Below are 14,428 nucleotides of genomic sequence, written 5' to 3' on the forward strand. Positions count from 1 at the left end.
CATATTGCTGCACAAGGACATCTAAGCAGCGTTTACGTCCCTATCGTGTCGAGAGGCTAACGCGTGGGGTTTGTGCTTCATAGTAGTAAAAACCTACTTTGTAGATCTCATATTGCTGCACAAGGACATCTAAGCAGCGTTTACGTCCCTATCGTGTCGAGAGCCACATTCGGGACATCTCTACCGCCGGGTAGAAGTAGAAAGTTTTTCCCGAATATGTTCACAATTGAAGCCCGCCTCCTATAATTTGGAGGTGCCCTTTAGACTTTTGGCTCTTTCTTTGAAGAGCCCCCGCGGGCGAATAGAAACACCAAGAAAAGAACTATAAGCACGAGGTCAATAAGAATCCCTAAACCCGCATGGGTTATCCACTTTGGGAGGTATACGGCGATAACGCCAAGTATCACCGAAATCACGCAAAAGAGAAGAAAGCAGAAAATCTCTTGTATTAGATGGAGAGGCTTGTCAGGGTTCTCACGGTATGCCACCCACGACATACCATACCACACTAGTAGTAGCACTCCGTAGAGAAATATATCTTCAGTTTCAACACCGATGAACAAAAGTGTGCCGCCAACAAAGAATAGGATTGCCCCAACAAGTCTGGCAATTTCATGTTTCTGTTTATCCGGAGAGAGAAATCTCAATCGCATATATCACCTTCTAAATAACGTGAGTTTGACAAATAATCAAATATTTTTTGTATAAAGAGAACCCTTTTGGTATAATGCAGTATTCTATCTTCGACAAAAAAAGTCCTCCGATGGGAATTATAACACTTTTTTGTGAAATAGACGACCTTTTCTTGGCATATCAGAATCGGAGAACAAACTCTCGCTGAGTTTCGCTGAACTTCAGCAAAGGAACGATTTACCTATGCTGTTTTAGACATTATGCTTTTTTCAAACTCACGTTAAATAAGATTTTTATGAAGAAGAAAGAAAAAAATCAGACTTCTTCGCGAGGGTTATGAGCATCTTGAGACTGATTTGGACATCATTGGGTAGAAAGTGCCCCACCAGAAACTTCTGTTGGGGCTATGAGTTCCGCATCGAGAGATCCTTCAACTACCACTACAGATGTGAATTCCTGTCATCGCACAGAACACGCACATAGGGTTGACTTCAGAAAGATCTTGCAGCCCTTCTTCTATTTCATCTGCGATGTCTGATGCGGTATCTGTGGCCCAATCCCAAACATCCGCTATTGTATCTGGTGTGCTTGGGTCTTGGATAGTTGACTCAATTACACCTTGGACTCTTGGGTCGTGGAGAAGGCGAATTAGCCCCGGCAATACAGCATCCGCCGGTTGCGGAACACAAAAAGAAAGCGTCGCAACAATCAAAAGCCCCGATAATGTTTTCGTAAGCATTTTTCTCACCTTTCGGCTGGTGTAAGTGAAAGGTGAGGAGGTCAGGTTACCAGCCTGTTAAATAAAAGACCTCCTCATAATTACGGCTGGTAACCTTATTTCTATACAACTTACTTGGAGGGATCGCGCCAACAGGTCGAGAAAGAAAAAGGTCAGGCGATCCTCATATTTTCGCTATTGGGTGCTAACCTAAAAGACACACAAACTGCGTTCAGTATGTGCTACAATTAAGTTAGCACTGTCCATACTCTGATTATGGTAGTGCCGTGCTGATGGGCGCTGGTATCACCTACGATACGCCTCAAAAACTTTAGAGGTTGCCAATTACAAAATACATTCTATAACCAGAGTCCGAACTATTCATATTACCGTAATCTTCACCACAATAAGAGCAGGTACTCACTCCTATCAAAAAGGAACCAGATACTGAATCAGGGGTGAGAAATGTATAAATGTTATTCAGGATGCTGCTGCCCTACGGGACCACATCCGTAATTAAACTACCTATCCATTCACCCAAAGAGGGTGAACGAACTCTACCACAATGAGAACACCCTGGAGAAAGTTGACCACTCCCATCACAATCTGGACAGTCGTCATCATTATCGTGTGCATACACGCTTGTGTGAAAAAACAACAAGCGAAAGTAGCATTAAGCATGCCATTAGCTGTAAATGTTTACGCATTGTTTTTCTCTGTGATTGGAAAGTTGTGTTATGCCCAGCAAAAAAGTAGGACACCATGAAAAACATAAACCAAAACACAATCCAACCAGCTACCGCTACTTTCACTCAGGCTCTATCCCGAACTCTTTTCGTAGAAGCCCTCGTGCCTCATGAAGTTTGCGCTTGACTGTGCCGAGTGGCAACTCAAGTTCTCCCGCAATCTCCTTTAGCGGTATATCGTGAAGATAAAACAATATAGCGACTTCGCGGATATATTCAGGCTTATTCGGCAGGTGATACACTGCTTCAACAGCATTTGCTTTCCATTCTTCTTCACGAAGGAGAATCTCAGCACTCCTATTGACGTGCCACGCCAACCCCTCGTCTTCGTAAGGACGCTCGCCTTGCGAATGGTATGTGGTATTGTAATACCGCCTGCATTGGTTATAGGCGATTTTCCGTAACCACCCACTGAAACTACTTACATCCCGCAAGCCGTTGATGTTCTCCCAGACCGCCAGCCAAGTATCCTGTAGGATTTCCTCGGCATCTCGGAAGTTTCGGGATTCTGCGAGAATCAGGGGCCATATATGTGATTTGTAGTGTATCATCAACTCATTGAGGGACTTATCATCCCCCGTTTGGAGTCTCCGAACTAAATCTTCAGTCGTTGCTATATCATCATCCATTAGCGATAACCAGATTAGATTCGGGCATAGAGGACGCGTTACCCCCAAAAGGTTCAGGAAAATGAAAAAATTGTTGTTTTTTTTAAATTATGGAAAAAGCAATCAGAAGAGAGGGAAGGTTGGAAGAAGGGAAGAAGTCGCGAGCTGGCGCTCGCTCCTACAGTGGTATGCTGTGATTTGTCGTTCGCTCTCGTCAGAGAACTAAATGACCCTGACTGAAAACTCAGAGCCATTCAGTTTTAGGTTTTCTGAGTCCATTATCGGGAATACGGACACACTGCTATCCGCAAGAGTCGGGGTTACAAACCCCTCCCACAAAAGTGGTTTGTGACAATTGAATGGCTCTGAGTGAAAACTATTCTCTTTTCAGCAAAAACTTGACATTTCCCAATATTTAGGGTAATATTACCTATATTTTTTATGTCTGGGAGATTGAAAAAAAATCCAACGGCGCGCTGGTATCCACAGACAGAAACCGAAAGTCTATATTGAGACTACAGCTTTTAGTTATCTTGCTGCGCGTCTTAGCCAAAATGCAACCATAGCTGCTCGTCAATAAGCGACTCATCAGTTTTGGTATGAACATGCACATAGATTCGATTTTATTATTTCAGATGCAGTTTTGGACGAAATTGAAGAGGGCGATAAGATGTTAGTTGAGCGTCGAATCCATTTACTACGCCCCTTCACTGTATTTGAAACAACACCTGCAGCTTCTCAACTTACTCAAGCATTACTTAATTCAGGAACGGTTCCTCAGAGTTCACAGACCGACGCGAAGCATATTGCCGTTGCCTCCGTATATAACGTTGAATACCTTGCAACATGGAACTATAAACATATTGCGAATGTGCATAAGCGTCAAATGTCACAGCTGAACATCTTGAATTCGTAGTGAATCGCGCAAAAGAAGCGGGTAAGGATCCACAGATCGTTGCATTGATTAAACGGCTCAACACCGGACTGATAACCTGTGAAACGGCAAAAGACAACGCGAATGGCGAATTTGGGACAACGATAGAATTTGAAACGGCTTGCGCGCTCATACAGGATTGGGCGATTGCAGCAATTCAGTGTATCTTCAACGAAGACATCGACTTGCAATCCGAGACATCTTCGATCGCGCAAGAGGTTTGCCAGATACTAACAGCGTGGCTGCCAGACTTTGTCGTTCTGAATTTTACGTTAGAGCTCTCTGAAGATATGCAAATCGTAGCGAAGCCAATCGTCGGTGCCGACACACGGAAAGAAGAGGGGTATCTCGCGAGCGCGCACCTTGAAATAAGAATGAAGCGCGGTGAGATACCAGAGGGATTACCACAAATTTTGAATCGCTTCAAAGTTTAACAACTTTACGGGCAGGACTTAAGCTTGTTCTTTGCTATGCGCGCCCCCGCGTATATTTAGGAGCATTCCCATGAAACCTATATCGTTTATTTACGTGAGTTTGATAAAAGCGAGATGTCGGGTTTCGCTACGGTGATTTCGTCAAAAAGCGGGTTGAAAAAGGTCAAATCTGTCCACATTTTGCGTTTTTTTTTGGGTGTTTTCCCGCTCTACCCGACCTACGAATTTATTTTCAAACTGACGTTTTATTTCCATGTTGGCAGCACTCACCCTACCGAGTGCGTTTGCCGCACCCGAATGGAAATCCTACGACGATTTTGAAGGCGATTTAGACGCATCAGTTTCAAAAAATTATCGGGTTTTGCGTCTTTTTTCGCGGATCCGGTGCGGTTAGGAAACCGCCCCTACCGGACTTAGGATAGAAATCTGGGAAAAGAAAGAAGAACTGAACGCCTCTGAACCCAATGATGTCCTTCCTTGATTATTTTCAGATTTCTGGGTATAATTAATACATTCAATAAAGGATAAAATCTGTACATTTTCATAATAGAACGTGAGTTCGATAAACACACCTATACACTAAAGTCGAATTTACGCGAATGGAGGCAGAAGTGGCAAGAAAAAAAATCAGTGTTATCGGTGCAGGGAATGTCGGCGCAACAGCTGCGTTCCTGATCGCACAAAAACAACTCGGGGATGTCGTCATGATAGACATCGTAGACGGGGTCCCACAAGGTAAGGCATTGGACATGGCACAAATGGGGCCTGTAGAAATGTTTGATGCCGCCGTTGACGGAGATCTTGACTACGCAGCAACCGCAGGTTCGGATCTCGTCATCATCACATCAGGTTCCCCACGGAAACCGGGGATGACGCGCGAGGATCTGTTGCAAACCAACGCTAATATCGTCGGCAGCGTCACAGAAAACGTCGTGAAACAGTCGCCAGATTGCATTATCATGATGCTCACCAACCCGCTCGACATCATGACTTATCATGCATGGAAGGTGTCAGGCTTCCCATCACATCGCGTCGTCGGACAAGCAGGCGTGCTGGATTCGGCACGATTTCGCTATTTTATTTCGCTCGAACTCGGTGTCTCCATGGAAGACATCCATGCGCTCGTACTCGGTGGACACGGCGATACAATGGTCCCACTCCCGCGCTATACCACCGTCAACGGTATCCCGATCCCGCAGCTTATACCGGAAGATCGCATCGAATCAATGGCACAACGGACGCGTGACGGGGGTGCTGAAATCGTTAACCTCCTCAAGACGAGTGGCTATTATGCCGCGGGTGCCTCCCTGGCACAGATGGCTGAGGCGATTATTCTCGACAAAAAACGGCTGTTGCCCTGCTCTGCACATCTCACCGGACAGTACGGTATCGACGACCTTTATATTGGCGTTCCGATTAAACTCGGTGGAAACGGGGTGGAAGAGATTCTCGAAATCGAACTCACGGATGACGAAATTGGCTCTTTACAACATTCCGCAGCGACCTATAAAGAAGGCATCGAATTGCTTGGGTACTAAGCAATCTTGGCTCATGTAAAAAGTGCGTGCTATTTTTTGAAGTTGTGTTAGGATGTGTCGTATGGATTTTCCGATACACACTCTCATAGATGAAGCAGCAGCTGAAACCTGGGTGTTGAACCATTTCCACTCCGAAGGTCTGTGTTGTCCGAAATGCCAAGCGAGCGTCTCCGGGGCACGCCACTTCCGTAAGACCGCAACAAGTGGTCTTGACGTCTATCGCTGCAAACACTGCGAGAGCATCTACAATCTCTATACAGGCACGGTCTTTGCACACACGCAGTTTCGCCCCTCACAGGTGGTGCTGCTTTTACGCGGCATCTGTCAAGGTGTTTCGAGTTCACAACTTGCCCGTGAGTTAGAGATCCCCCGTCAAACCGTGCTTGCGATCAGACGTAAACTTCACGCCTCGGCGGCGCAGCTACAGCCTTCGGTGGCTTTACCGGACGCTGAAGTTGAAACAGATGAGATGTTCCAAAACGCGGGTGAAAAAGGCGATAAGCACGGTGATCCTTCGGATCCGCCGCGTCGGCGTGGCAATAAACGGCGCGGACACGGCACTTATGAAAAGGATCGTCCCCCGATTGTTGGGACGAAAGGTCGTGAAAGTGGGTGTCTGCGCTTACGTCTTGTGCATCGCACGGAGGCTCTGACGCTTTCGTCCCACGTGCATCAACTTACACTGCCGACGGCGACGGTATATCCAGAGGGTTGGCGTGGATATAACAGCATTGAACGTCTGCGTAAGATCGTTTTACATAAAGATGGCGAGTGGGCGAGAGACGCAGACGGTGATGGTCTTTCCGAATAGACTGCAGGGGTAATTGCTTGGCATTCTTATATACAAATGGAGTATAATTATTGTCTGAGGAGATCAAGAAACGTATCTACATTGATACGTCAATTCCGAGTGCTTACTATACATTACGAACCGACGACGGCTCACGCGCACGGCAAAGGGTGACTCGGCAGTGGTGGGACGAATACGCGAATGTATTTATTCTGACTTCAAGCCCTGCTGTTATTGAGGAACTGAGTGATGGAATAAGTGAGAAAACCCGAGATCGGATTGCTCTGGTAGAAAATCTTGAGATATTGCCAATCACTGCTGATATCCGTCAAATTATGCAGCTTTATATTGACAGGTTCATAATGCCCCAAGATCCGTCTGGTGATGCGCTTCATTTGGCAATTGCTTCTTTTCATAGGATGGACACGCTGCTTACGTGGAACCGTTCGCATATTGCCAATGCGAGTAAAATTCCTATCATCCAGCGGATTAATCGAGAACTCGGCTTAGCAACACCAGAATTAACAACACCGTTGAATTATTTGGGAGGCAGTGGCTAAAATGGAAGACAGAAAAATTATAGAAAACGAAGAAAGTGCTGAATGCGAAATTGTTAAGGAGGTTCGCGAAATTCGGCATAAAATATCGGCACGGTTCAACCACGATGTCGGTCAACTGGTCGCACACTATCAAGCGTTAGAGGAAAAAATGCGGCAGTCTGGTAAATATCGGTTTGCTGCCCTACCGAATGAGAACCCCAAAATTGCGGAACCCGCCAATATTGAAACATCAGACTGAAGTAGTTGAAGCAACGACAGCGTGTCCTCCGGAATGAACGGAAAAGAACGAATGGATTGAGCGTTTGAAAACATACTGCAAAACGGATACGCTCGCTACGGTTGAAATCCATAAGGTATTGAAAGAAAAAAGCACCTACCCCATATAATGTGAGAGGTGCTATGAAAACAGAACAGGACTTACGCAAGTTGCATAAAAAAGCGGTAACTGTCACCGAAAAAGGCGTTATTCAGTGATTTAACCCCCTCAATCCCCCTTATCAGGGGGACTTTAAGAGAAAATGCGTAAGTCCTAACTATAATGTAAATTTAAGCCGACTCACGCCTTCTGGGCGACCATACTCGAGAGGATGCCGAGGATCCTGCCGGGCTGTTGAATTGGATAGACCTCCATACCAATGTGTAGACACTTTCCTTCCAATTTAAGAAACAGCCAATCTATTCCTGTTGTGGAGGCACCATAAACACAAGGGATATCATTTCCGCGTTCAGCATTAAAACGCTGTACGGCAAGCATCTCAGCAATACATTGCCCCATACCTAGTTTCAGATCGTCCTTCTTCGCCTCAACAAGAACGATCATAGGGGCCTGTAACAAATGCTGCACTGGCGACAAGCTGACTAAAAAATCGCACACCCCGGTTAATCCGCTTTCCTCATCAACACTAAACTCAATACCGGAAAAAAAACTGATACGGCGATCAAATTGCTCGCGGAGTTCAAACAATACATCAGCAACAATCAGTTCTGATTTTGCCTTTTCTGTCCCTATTGCGGCAGCCAACTGAACCTTTTTTGTCAAGAATTCTGTGAGATAACTACTGGGAACAATTGTCTCTATTTCAGCAAAAAGGCTAGGGGCCTCAACGATGTCTAGTTGAAACGCCGTTACCACTGCATCCAACGTAAAATTGCTATAAGCCATATCTATCCCTCCAACTACCTCACCGCTTTTGTCTCTCACGCTTTTTGTGCGACCATACTGGAAAGGATGCCAAGGATCCTGTCGCACCGCTCAATCGTGTAGGTCACCATATCAATGTGCAGACATTTTCCTTCCAACTTGAGGAACAGCCAATCTATCCCTGTTGTGGAAGCACCATAAACACAAGGGATATCGTTCCCTCTTTCTGCATTAAAGCGTTGGGCGGCGATCATCTCGGCGACACACTGTCCAAGCCCAAGTTTTATGTCAGCATTTTTCGCTTCAACAAGGATGAGAACAGGAGCTTCCACATAAAATTGGTTTGGTGACAGACTCACTAAAAAATCGCACACGCCGGTCAAACCCTCTTCAGGGTCAACGCTGAAGTCGGTTCCAGAAAAGAAACTGATGTGTTGGTCACAGTGCTCGCGAAGTTCAACCAGAACATCAGCGACAATCAATTCTGAACGTGCTTTTTCGGTGCTGATAGCGGTAGCTAATGGTGTCTTTTTTGCTAATGCCGTCGTCAGGTGGGCACTGGGGGTTACCACTTCTACTTCAGCAAAGAGTGCCGCGGATTCAACGATCTCTAATTGAAACGTTGTTACGACTGCTTCCAGCGTAAAATTGCTATAAGCCATTGCTTGAACCTTCCGTCGACATTATCGTAAGGACAACTTCAGAGCGTCATACACCTGTAACGGCACCCCGCGTATGCCTACTACTGTTTCTTCTCGTCCTCGTCAACGACTTCGTATTCAGCGTCAACGACCTCGCTATCCGCGGAATCCGCTGTCGGACCGGCAGCAGATGGATCGCCTGCAGCAGCTCCTGGATCCGCACCGGCATCCGCTGTCTGTTGATACATCTGCGCAGAAACTTCATGCCAGACTTGTGTTAACGCCTCCGTAGCGGATTGGATTTCAGCATGGTTGTCCGCTTCCAATGCCTGTTTGACCCGGGCAACGGCATCGTTCACTTTCTCCTTGGAAGCATCGTCTACCTTGTCCCCGAACTCGTTCAGGTTCTTCTCAGTCTCGTAGACCATAGAATCCGCCTGGTTACGCGTCTCAACCTCCTCACGTTTCTGCTTATCCTCTTCGGCGTGTGTCTCTGCATCTTTTACCATCTGATCAATCTCGGCATCGGTAAGCCCAGAGGATGCGGTAATGGTAATCTTTTGCTCCTTACCGGTTGCAGTATCCTTAGCAGACACGTTGAGGATGCCGTTTGCGTCAATATCAAACGTCACTTCAATCTGTGGAATACCTCTGGGAGCTGGTGGCAACTCGCTCAAACGGAAGCGTCCGATGGTTTTGTTGTAAACCGCCTGTTCCCGTTCACCTTGGAGGACATGCACATCGACCGAGGTCTGATTGTTCTCAGCCGTCGTGAAGACATTCGATTTCTTCGTAGGAATTGTTGTGTTCCGGTCAATCAACCGTGTGAACATGCCACCGAGTGTCTCAATCCCAAGTGAGAGCGGCGTGACATCCAACAAAAGAATATCTTTGACTTCTTCATCCCCAGCGAGCACACCGCCTTGGATTGCGGCACCAATCGCGACGACTTCATCTGGATTGACCCCTTTGTGGGGTTCTTTGCCGAAGAGTTGTTGGACGGCTTCTTGAACCTTAGGCATGCGCGTTTGTCCACCGACGAGGATAACCTCATCGATATCGGCGGGTTGCATTTCAGCGTCCGCCAGAGCCTGTCGACAAGGATCGAGCGACCGTTGGACGAGGCTATCTGTAATTTGCTCCAGTTTTGGGCGAGTGAGCGTCAAGTTAAGGTGCTTCGGTCCGCTGGCATCACTGGTAATAAAAGGCAGGTTAATCTCAGTCTGTTGCGTGCTGGAAAGCTCACACTTTGCTGTTTCTGCGGCTTCTTTCAGGCGTTGCAGTGCCATCGGATCGTTGCGAAGGTCGATGCCTTGGCTACTGAGGAATTCTTGCGCCATCCAGTCAATAACCGTCTGATCAAAGTCATCACCCCCGAGGTGTGTATCACCATTGGTACTTTTCACCTCAAAAACGCCATCTCCGATTTCCAAGATAGAGATGTCAAACGTGCCGCCCCCGAGATCATAGACTGCGATCTTTTTATCGCCTTCATTTTGCAACCCGTAAGCGAGAGATGCGGCGGTCGGTTCGTTGATAATCCGCTCGACCTCTAACCCCGCGATCTTCCCTGCATCGGCTGTCGCCTGACGTTGGGAGTCGTTGAAGTAGGCAGGAACGGTAATAACCGCTTTCGTGACCTCCTCTCCAAGGTATGCCTCGGCGGTTTCCTTCATTTTCCGCAAAACCATAGCGGAGATTTCAGGCGGCGAGTAATCCTTGCTCTCAATATTTACAGCGACATCGCCATCTTTACCTGCTTTTAATTCATAGGATACACGATTGGCATCGTCCCCAATCTCGTTATATTTCCGTCCCATGAACCTTTTAATCGAAAAGATTGTATTTTGTGGGTTCGTGATGGCTTGTCTTTTTGCGACCTGTCCGACGGGACGTTCACCGTCACTGGTGAAACCAACAATCGAGGGAGTCGTTCGGTTTCCTTCGGTGTTTTCAATCACCTTGGTATCACCGCTCTCTAAAACAGCCACACATGAATTTGTTGTCCCTAAATCAATTCCAATGACTTTGCTCATCTTCGATTTCTCCTTTGCATAAATATGATAGATTTCAGAATTAAGCACAAACTATGGTGAATTCCGGTTAGCGTTCTTGGAACTGGCACAAACCAACAGTTTCTGCTACAACATAGTATGCAATATTTATGCCAATGGTAATTGATGGAAATAAGGGAAATTCCCGCGGGTTGTCTGCCAAATTGGCACAGTCTTAAAAGGGTTGTGGTTCTATATGTCAATTTGACTTACTACCGCCCGCATATCTTCCTTTAAGAACCCCCCATGTCGTCGATAATTTTTCATCGGGTTCAACAGCCAAAATCTCTTGGATACTACTCCCCTGAATTTCTTTAACCTCATCCTGTGAAAGCCCACGGTTAAAGAGTGCAAACTCATCAATAACGCCGTTATAGTAGCGATTGAGGGCGGGCGGATCCTCCCTACCGAGTAAGAGCGGGGCATCAATCGGCACCAGTTCATTCCCATTCTTCGGATAATCTATCAGGACCTCGCCATCGAGATAGACAGTCCACCACTCACCACTCTGAAATGAAACAGCGACGTGTTGCCATTTGTCTTTAACGACATCGCGGGGGCTTTGTGCCGGCACAACGCGTCCACCCGTCAACTTCCATCCCATCCATATAAAACCGTCGGGATGGAGCAGCACCTCGAAAAATTCCTGCACGTCAGGTCCCTTCGCTGCTATGAGTTGCCATGTGCCGGGTCCCGCCTTCAAAGTGGGCAGAATCCAAGCGACAATCGTAATTCCATCGGTAAATTCAAAGGCATCGGAATGCTCTACGCTAACGATTCCATCTTTTCCGCCGAAATTCACCGCTTTCCCGAATTTCCCATCCGTCCACGACGTATCCCCCTCTAATTTTCCATCCTGTCCGTTACCCGAGAGATCCGCCACGGCTTTACCAGCCCCCTCTTCAAAAGCGAAATAGACGACCAACCCCTCAAGTTCCGCGGCTGTGCCGATACTTTGTAAACTCACCACCAGACACACAACACACAAGCATACCCTCTTCACATACGGGGTTTTGGTCTGTAAGTTACGCATGAGTATCCTCCAGTTTTATAAGGTTAAGTCATGAAACGATACGGGCGGATGCCAAGAACACCCGCCCGTGAAACACTCACATATATCTCTACAGTGCATCCCATAAATAGTTTCAGCGTATTGTCCAATAGCATTTCTCATAGGAGAAACCCCCTAAATCCCCCTTATCAGGGGGACTTGTAGGACATTTACTGATAAGATAGGTTCTAAGCAAACGGAAATGTTCCTTGATATCCGCGCGGACGAGAGACATGCCAAACACCTTCGTACATCGGTGTTACCTGATAATGACACACAACATTGCTCCGCTCCATATCGTCCCGTTCTTTGGCACCCTGATGCGGGATATGGTTGATAAACACGACACAATCCCCTGCTTTCGGATACAGGATAACGTGTTCTTGTGCCTCACACCATTCCTCGAATTTAGGACGATCTATCGGATAGAGGTGCGGTGGTTCTGTTAGATGACCGCCTTTGATAAACTTGAGGTGTCCCTCACCCGGATCGTTGTCTTGGAAGTAGTAGGTGGTGTTAATCCCGACGGGTGCCATTGCAAACGGATGTTCTTGAACATATCGCTGTTCCTGCCAATAGCCATAAAAATCCATGTGCCACTCTTGGAGATACGGACCCGGATTGATGTGTGCCCGTAGGCTCCGAAGTTGGCACTGTTTGCCCATTAACCCCTCAAGATAGGGGCGGACACTCGGATGCCCAACGAGCGGTTGGTACGTATCGGGTTCGCGATCGAGCAAGGTATCAAACCACATGTTCCCGACAGCGTTTAGACCTTCCTCCCACCCTTTCTCACGGGCATAGTTAATCCGCTGACGGATATTCTCTGTCTCATCTGGCGACAACGCCCCCTCTATCAAAACGAAGCCGTTCTGTTGCAATTTCTTGAGCTCATCTTTGATGCCTGCCATAATCTCATCTCCTTTTTTAATTTTACCTTGCGGAGAAACAACGTATGTTTAGGCACTTACGTGCCTTCCGATACATCCGTCCTCCACTTCGTTACGGACTACGGGTTGTGTAGGATACCAAGAACTCGCGCGCGAGGCATCCATAAATTAAAAACCTCAATTGCTAACGAACAGTTTGGCGAACAATCCCCAACCGCTGATTCCGGCAAATGTAACAAGCACGGCTGCGGAAATCAAGGCACCGATGAACATGAACGGGCGCGTCCGATAAGCAGTGGGTAGCTTGGCGTTGAGATAGAGTGCTGCGATCATCATCAACGCGATCGAAAAATTCGCCAAAATAAAACCTGCGATCTGTGTCAAGATATCGAACGGGATGTTCAACCAAATGAGCACCATTGTCGTTAGGAAAATATAGACACAAATCCATCTACGGAGTGTATCGTAGTTCCATTCGCGATGGGGCCAGATCGCTTGGAAGAACTCTTGCATCACCCGTGCGTAAATCTCAGGAAGTGCCTGCAGCGTTCCCCACAGCGCGACGATGATACAGATGTAGTACACCCATACGAGTGAAGCATGAATATTTTTCCAGACACTCGCCTGTTCGGTAAGCAGACTCCACCCTTCAAAAGTGCTTTGCATTCCATACAGGACAGCCGCACCTGAGATCATGAACGCGCCTGTCACGATAAACAACACTATCGCACCCATACCGACATCCCATCGGAGCGGGGCAAGGATTTTTCGGAGTTGACTGACCTGCTCAGGGTGTTCAGGGAGGTAATCAATTCTATCACGAGTGGCGGCACGCTGACGGATCGCGTCAATGTTCCGATGTGATGTCATCCCCCACCGGTGCATGCTCACCCAATTTGCGTAAACAACGTATCCCATTACAGAACCACCGACGTAACCAAACGCAGTCGCCATTGTCAATAACGGGTTTTCAACCGCGTCTTTGGGTGCCCATTCAGGGAATTCAGGTAAATGTCCAAAACGGAGACTCCCAACGAGTGCCTTACCAAAGTCGGGACGCACCATGAGCGTGCCAATAATCGTTCCGACAACAAGAATGAGGCAGATAATGAGTTGCTGTTTTTCAAGCCTCTCAAAGGAGATACGTAAACCAAAAAGGAGTGCAAGAGTGATAAAGCAGGATGTGATTAGGTTTTCCCAAACGAGTTGCGAGATACCTGAAGACAGTGTATCTTTGAACAAAAAATGGAGCAGTGCCCCACACGGTTTGGCAATCGGCACCCACGCTAATGGCGCACCTACCATCTCAAAGAGGACAATCACAAGGAGGAGCCAGCCCCGCGGTCCAGGCAGCTTGGCGAGCCGCTGCCCGATGTATTCACCGCTCACCGCTGTGTAGCGACCGAGCAGATAGGTGACAAAAATACCTTTCACGACGCAGCTGAGCAGGACAAGCCAGAGCAAGTTATAACCTGCCCACGCCCCTGCCCGAACGACAACAATCGTCTCGCCTGCCCCGATACTCACCGAGGCAACAATCGCAGCGGGTCCAAACACCGATGCAAGCGCTATAATCTTTTTCAGGGACCACGGCTCGGCATAAGGACCGGTGACGGGTGGGATGTCAACAGGTTCAGTCGTTTGTGTCTCTTCTGTTTGCATAAACAGTTCCCAATAACAACAAGCGGAC

The 14,428-nt window shown here is 47.3% G+C and carries 14 protein-coding genes; 5 read left to right on the forward strand and 9 right to left on the reverse strand.

What is annotated here, in order from left to right; genetic code table 11:
* Positions 1 to 260: 260 nt before the first annotated feature.
* The 3 genes from F4X88_01885 to F4X88_01895 all read right to left on the reverse strand — a co-directional run bounded on the left by F4X88_01885 (position 261) and on the right by F4X88_01895 (position 2,726).
* Positions 261 to 653, reverse strand: coding sequence for a hypothetical protein (locus F4X88_01885; protein ID MYA55021.1), 393 nt, complete (start codon positions 651 to 653; stop codon positions 261 to 263).
* Positions 654 to 1,063: 410 nt separating this feature from the next.
* Positions 1,064 to 1,372, reverse strand: coding sequence for a hypothetical protein (locus tag F4X88_01890; GenBank protein MYA55022.1), 309 nt, complete (start codon positions 1,370 to 1,372; stop codon positions 1,064 to 1,066).
* 787 nt (positions 1,373 to 2,159) lie between these two features.
* Positions 2,160 to 2,726: an RNA polymerase sigma factor gene (locus tag F4X88_01895; protein MYA55023.1), complete on the reverse strand. Its 567-nt coding sequence runs from the start codon at positions 2,724 to 2,726 to the stop codon at positions 2,160 to 2,162.
* An 894-nt stretch (positions 2,727 to 3,620) separates the two neighbouring features.
* Here F4X88_01895 and F4X88_01900 point away from each other — a divergent pair.
* The 5 genes from F4X88_01900 to F4X88_01920 all read left to right on the forward strand — a co-directional run bounded on the left by F4X88_01900 (position 3,621) and on the right by F4X88_01920 (position 7,199).
* Positions 3,621 to 4,073 carry a hypothetical protein gene (locus F4X88_01900; protein MYA55024.1) on the forward strand — a complete coding sequence of 151 codons (453 nt, stop codon included), beginning with the start codon at positions 3,621 to 3,623 and terminating at the stop codon, positions 4,071 to 4,073.
* Between the two features lie 599 nt (positions 4,074 to 4,672).
* On the forward strand, positions 4,673 to 5,611 hold the full coding sequence (mdh, locus tag F4X88_01905) for a malate dehydrogenase (GenBank protein ID MYA55025.1): 939 nt from the start codon (positions 4,673 to 4,675) through the stop codon (positions 5,609 to 5,611).
* Positions 5,612 to 5,672: 61 nt separating this feature from the next.
* The gene (locus F4X88_01910) at positions 5,673 to 6,422 is read left to right on the forward strand and encodes an IS1595 family transposase (GenBank protein MYA55026.1); all 750 of its coding nucleotides are present in this window, start codon (positions 5,673 to 5,675) and stop codon (positions 6,420 to 6,422) included.
* A gap of 62 nt (positions 6,423 to 6,484) precedes the next feature.
* Positions 6,485 to 6,961, forward strand: coding sequence for a type II toxin-antitoxin system VapC family toxin (locus F4X88_01915; protein ID MYA55027.1), 477 nt, complete (start codon positions 6,485 to 6,487; stop codon positions 6,959 to 6,961).
* Position 6,962: 1 nt separating this feature from the next.
* Entirely contained in the window at positions 6,963 to 7,199 is a 237-nt protein-coding gene (locus F4X88_01920; protein ID MYA55028.1) for a hypothetical protein, read from the forward strand.
* A gap of 318 nt (positions 7,200 to 7,517) precedes the next feature.
* On the opposite strand, the gene F4X88_01925 is transcribed toward F4X88_01920, so the two are convergent.
* From F4X88_01925 to F4X88_01950, 6 genes are all read right to left on the reverse strand, one after another.
* Positions 7,518 to 8,123 carry a hypothetical protein gene (locus F4X88_01925; protein ID MYA55029.1) on the reverse strand — a complete coding sequence of 202 codons (606 nt, stop codon included), beginning with the start codon at positions 8,121 to 8,123 and terminating at the stop codon, positions 7,518 to 7,520.
* Positions 8,124 to 8,158: 35 nt separating this feature from the next.
* Positions 8,159 to 8,764, reverse strand: coding sequence for a hypothetical protein (locus F4X88_01930; protein ID MYA55030.1), 606 nt, complete (start codon positions 8,762 to 8,764; stop codon positions 8,159 to 8,161).
* A gap of 80 nt (positions 8,765 to 8,844) precedes the next feature.
* Positions 8,845 to 10,779 carry a molecular chaperone DnaK gene (dnaK, locus tag F4X88_01935; GenBank protein ID MYA55031.1) on the reverse strand — a complete coding sequence of 645 codons (1,935 nt, stop codon included), beginning with the start codon at positions 10,777 to 10,779 and terminating at the stop codon, positions 8,845 to 8,847.
* A gap of 217 nt (positions 10,780 to 10,996) precedes the next feature.
* Entirely contained in the window at positions 10,997 to 11,830 is an 834-nt protein-coding gene (locus tag F4X88_01940; GenBank protein MYA55032.1) for a LamG domain-containing protein, read from the reverse strand.
* 206 nt (positions 11,831 to 12,036) lie between these two features.
* Positions 12,037 to 12,762, reverse strand: a complete 726-nt coding sequence (locus F4X88_01945) for a phytanoyl-CoA dioxygenase family protein (GenBank protein ID MYA55033.1) — start codon at positions 12,760 to 12,762, stop codon at positions 12,037 to 12,039.
* 153 nt (positions 12,763 to 12,915) lie between these two features.
* Positions 12,916 to 14,400, reverse strand: a complete 1,485-nt coding sequence (locus tag F4X88_01950; protein ID MYA55034.1) for a divalent metal cation transporter — start codon at positions 14,398 to 14,400, stop codon at positions 12,916 to 12,918.
* Positions 14,401 to 14,428 lie beyond the last annotated feature (28 nt).

Source organism: Candidatus Poribacteria bacterium, assembly GCA_009839745.1.
Taxonomy (GTDB): Bacteria; Poribacteria; WGA-4E; order WGA-4E; family WGA-3G; genus WGA-3G.

What these genes read in the sequence shown, in the direction of transcription:
- F4X88_01920 (MYA55028.1), top strand. Translation starts at nt 6,963, where the DNA reads ATGGAAGACAGAAAAATTATAGAAAACGAAGAAAGTGCTGAATGCGAA.
- F4X88_01885 (MYA55021.1), bottom strand. Translation starts at nt 653, where the DNA reads ATGCGATTGAGATTTCTCTCTCCGGATAAACAGAAACATGAAATTGCC.
- dnaK (MYA55031.1), bottom strand. Translation starts at nt 10,779, where the DNA reads ATGAGCAAAGTCATTGGAATTGATTTAGGGACAACAAATTCATGTGTG.
- F4X88_01950 (MYA55034.1), bottom strand. Translation starts at nt 14,400, where the DNA reads ATGCAAACAGAAGAGACACAAACGACTGAACCTGTTGACATCCCACCC.
- F4X88_01925 (MYA55029.1), bottom strand. Translation starts at nt 8,123, where the DNA reads ATGGCTTATAGCAATTTTACGTTGGATGCAGTGGTAACGGCGTTTCAA.
- F4X88_01895 (MYA55023.1), bottom strand. Translation starts at nt 2,726, where the DNA reads ATGGATGATGATATAGCAACGACTGAAGATTTAGTTCGGAGACTCCAA.
- F4X88_01890 (MYA55022.1), bottom strand. Translation starts at nt 1,372, where the DNA reads ATGCTTACGAAAACATTATCGGGGCTTTTGATTGTTGCGACGCTTTCT.
- F4X88_01910 (MYA55026.1), top strand. Translation starts at nt 5,673, where the DNA reads ATGGATTTTCCGATACACACTCTCATAGATGAAGCAGCAGCTGAAACC.
- F4X88_01940 (MYA55032.1), bottom strand. Translation starts at nt 11,830, where the DNA reads ATGCGTAACTTACAGACCAAAACCCCGTATGTGAAGAGGGTATGCTTG.
- mdh (MYA55025.1), top strand. Translation starts at nt 4,673, where the DNA reads ATGGAGGCAGAAGTGGCAAGAAAAAAAATCAGTGTTATCGGTGCAGGG.
- F4X88_01930 (MYA55030.1), bottom strand. Translation starts at nt 8,764, where the DNA reads ATGGCTTATAGCAATTTTACGCTGGAAGCAGTCGTAACAACGTTTCAA.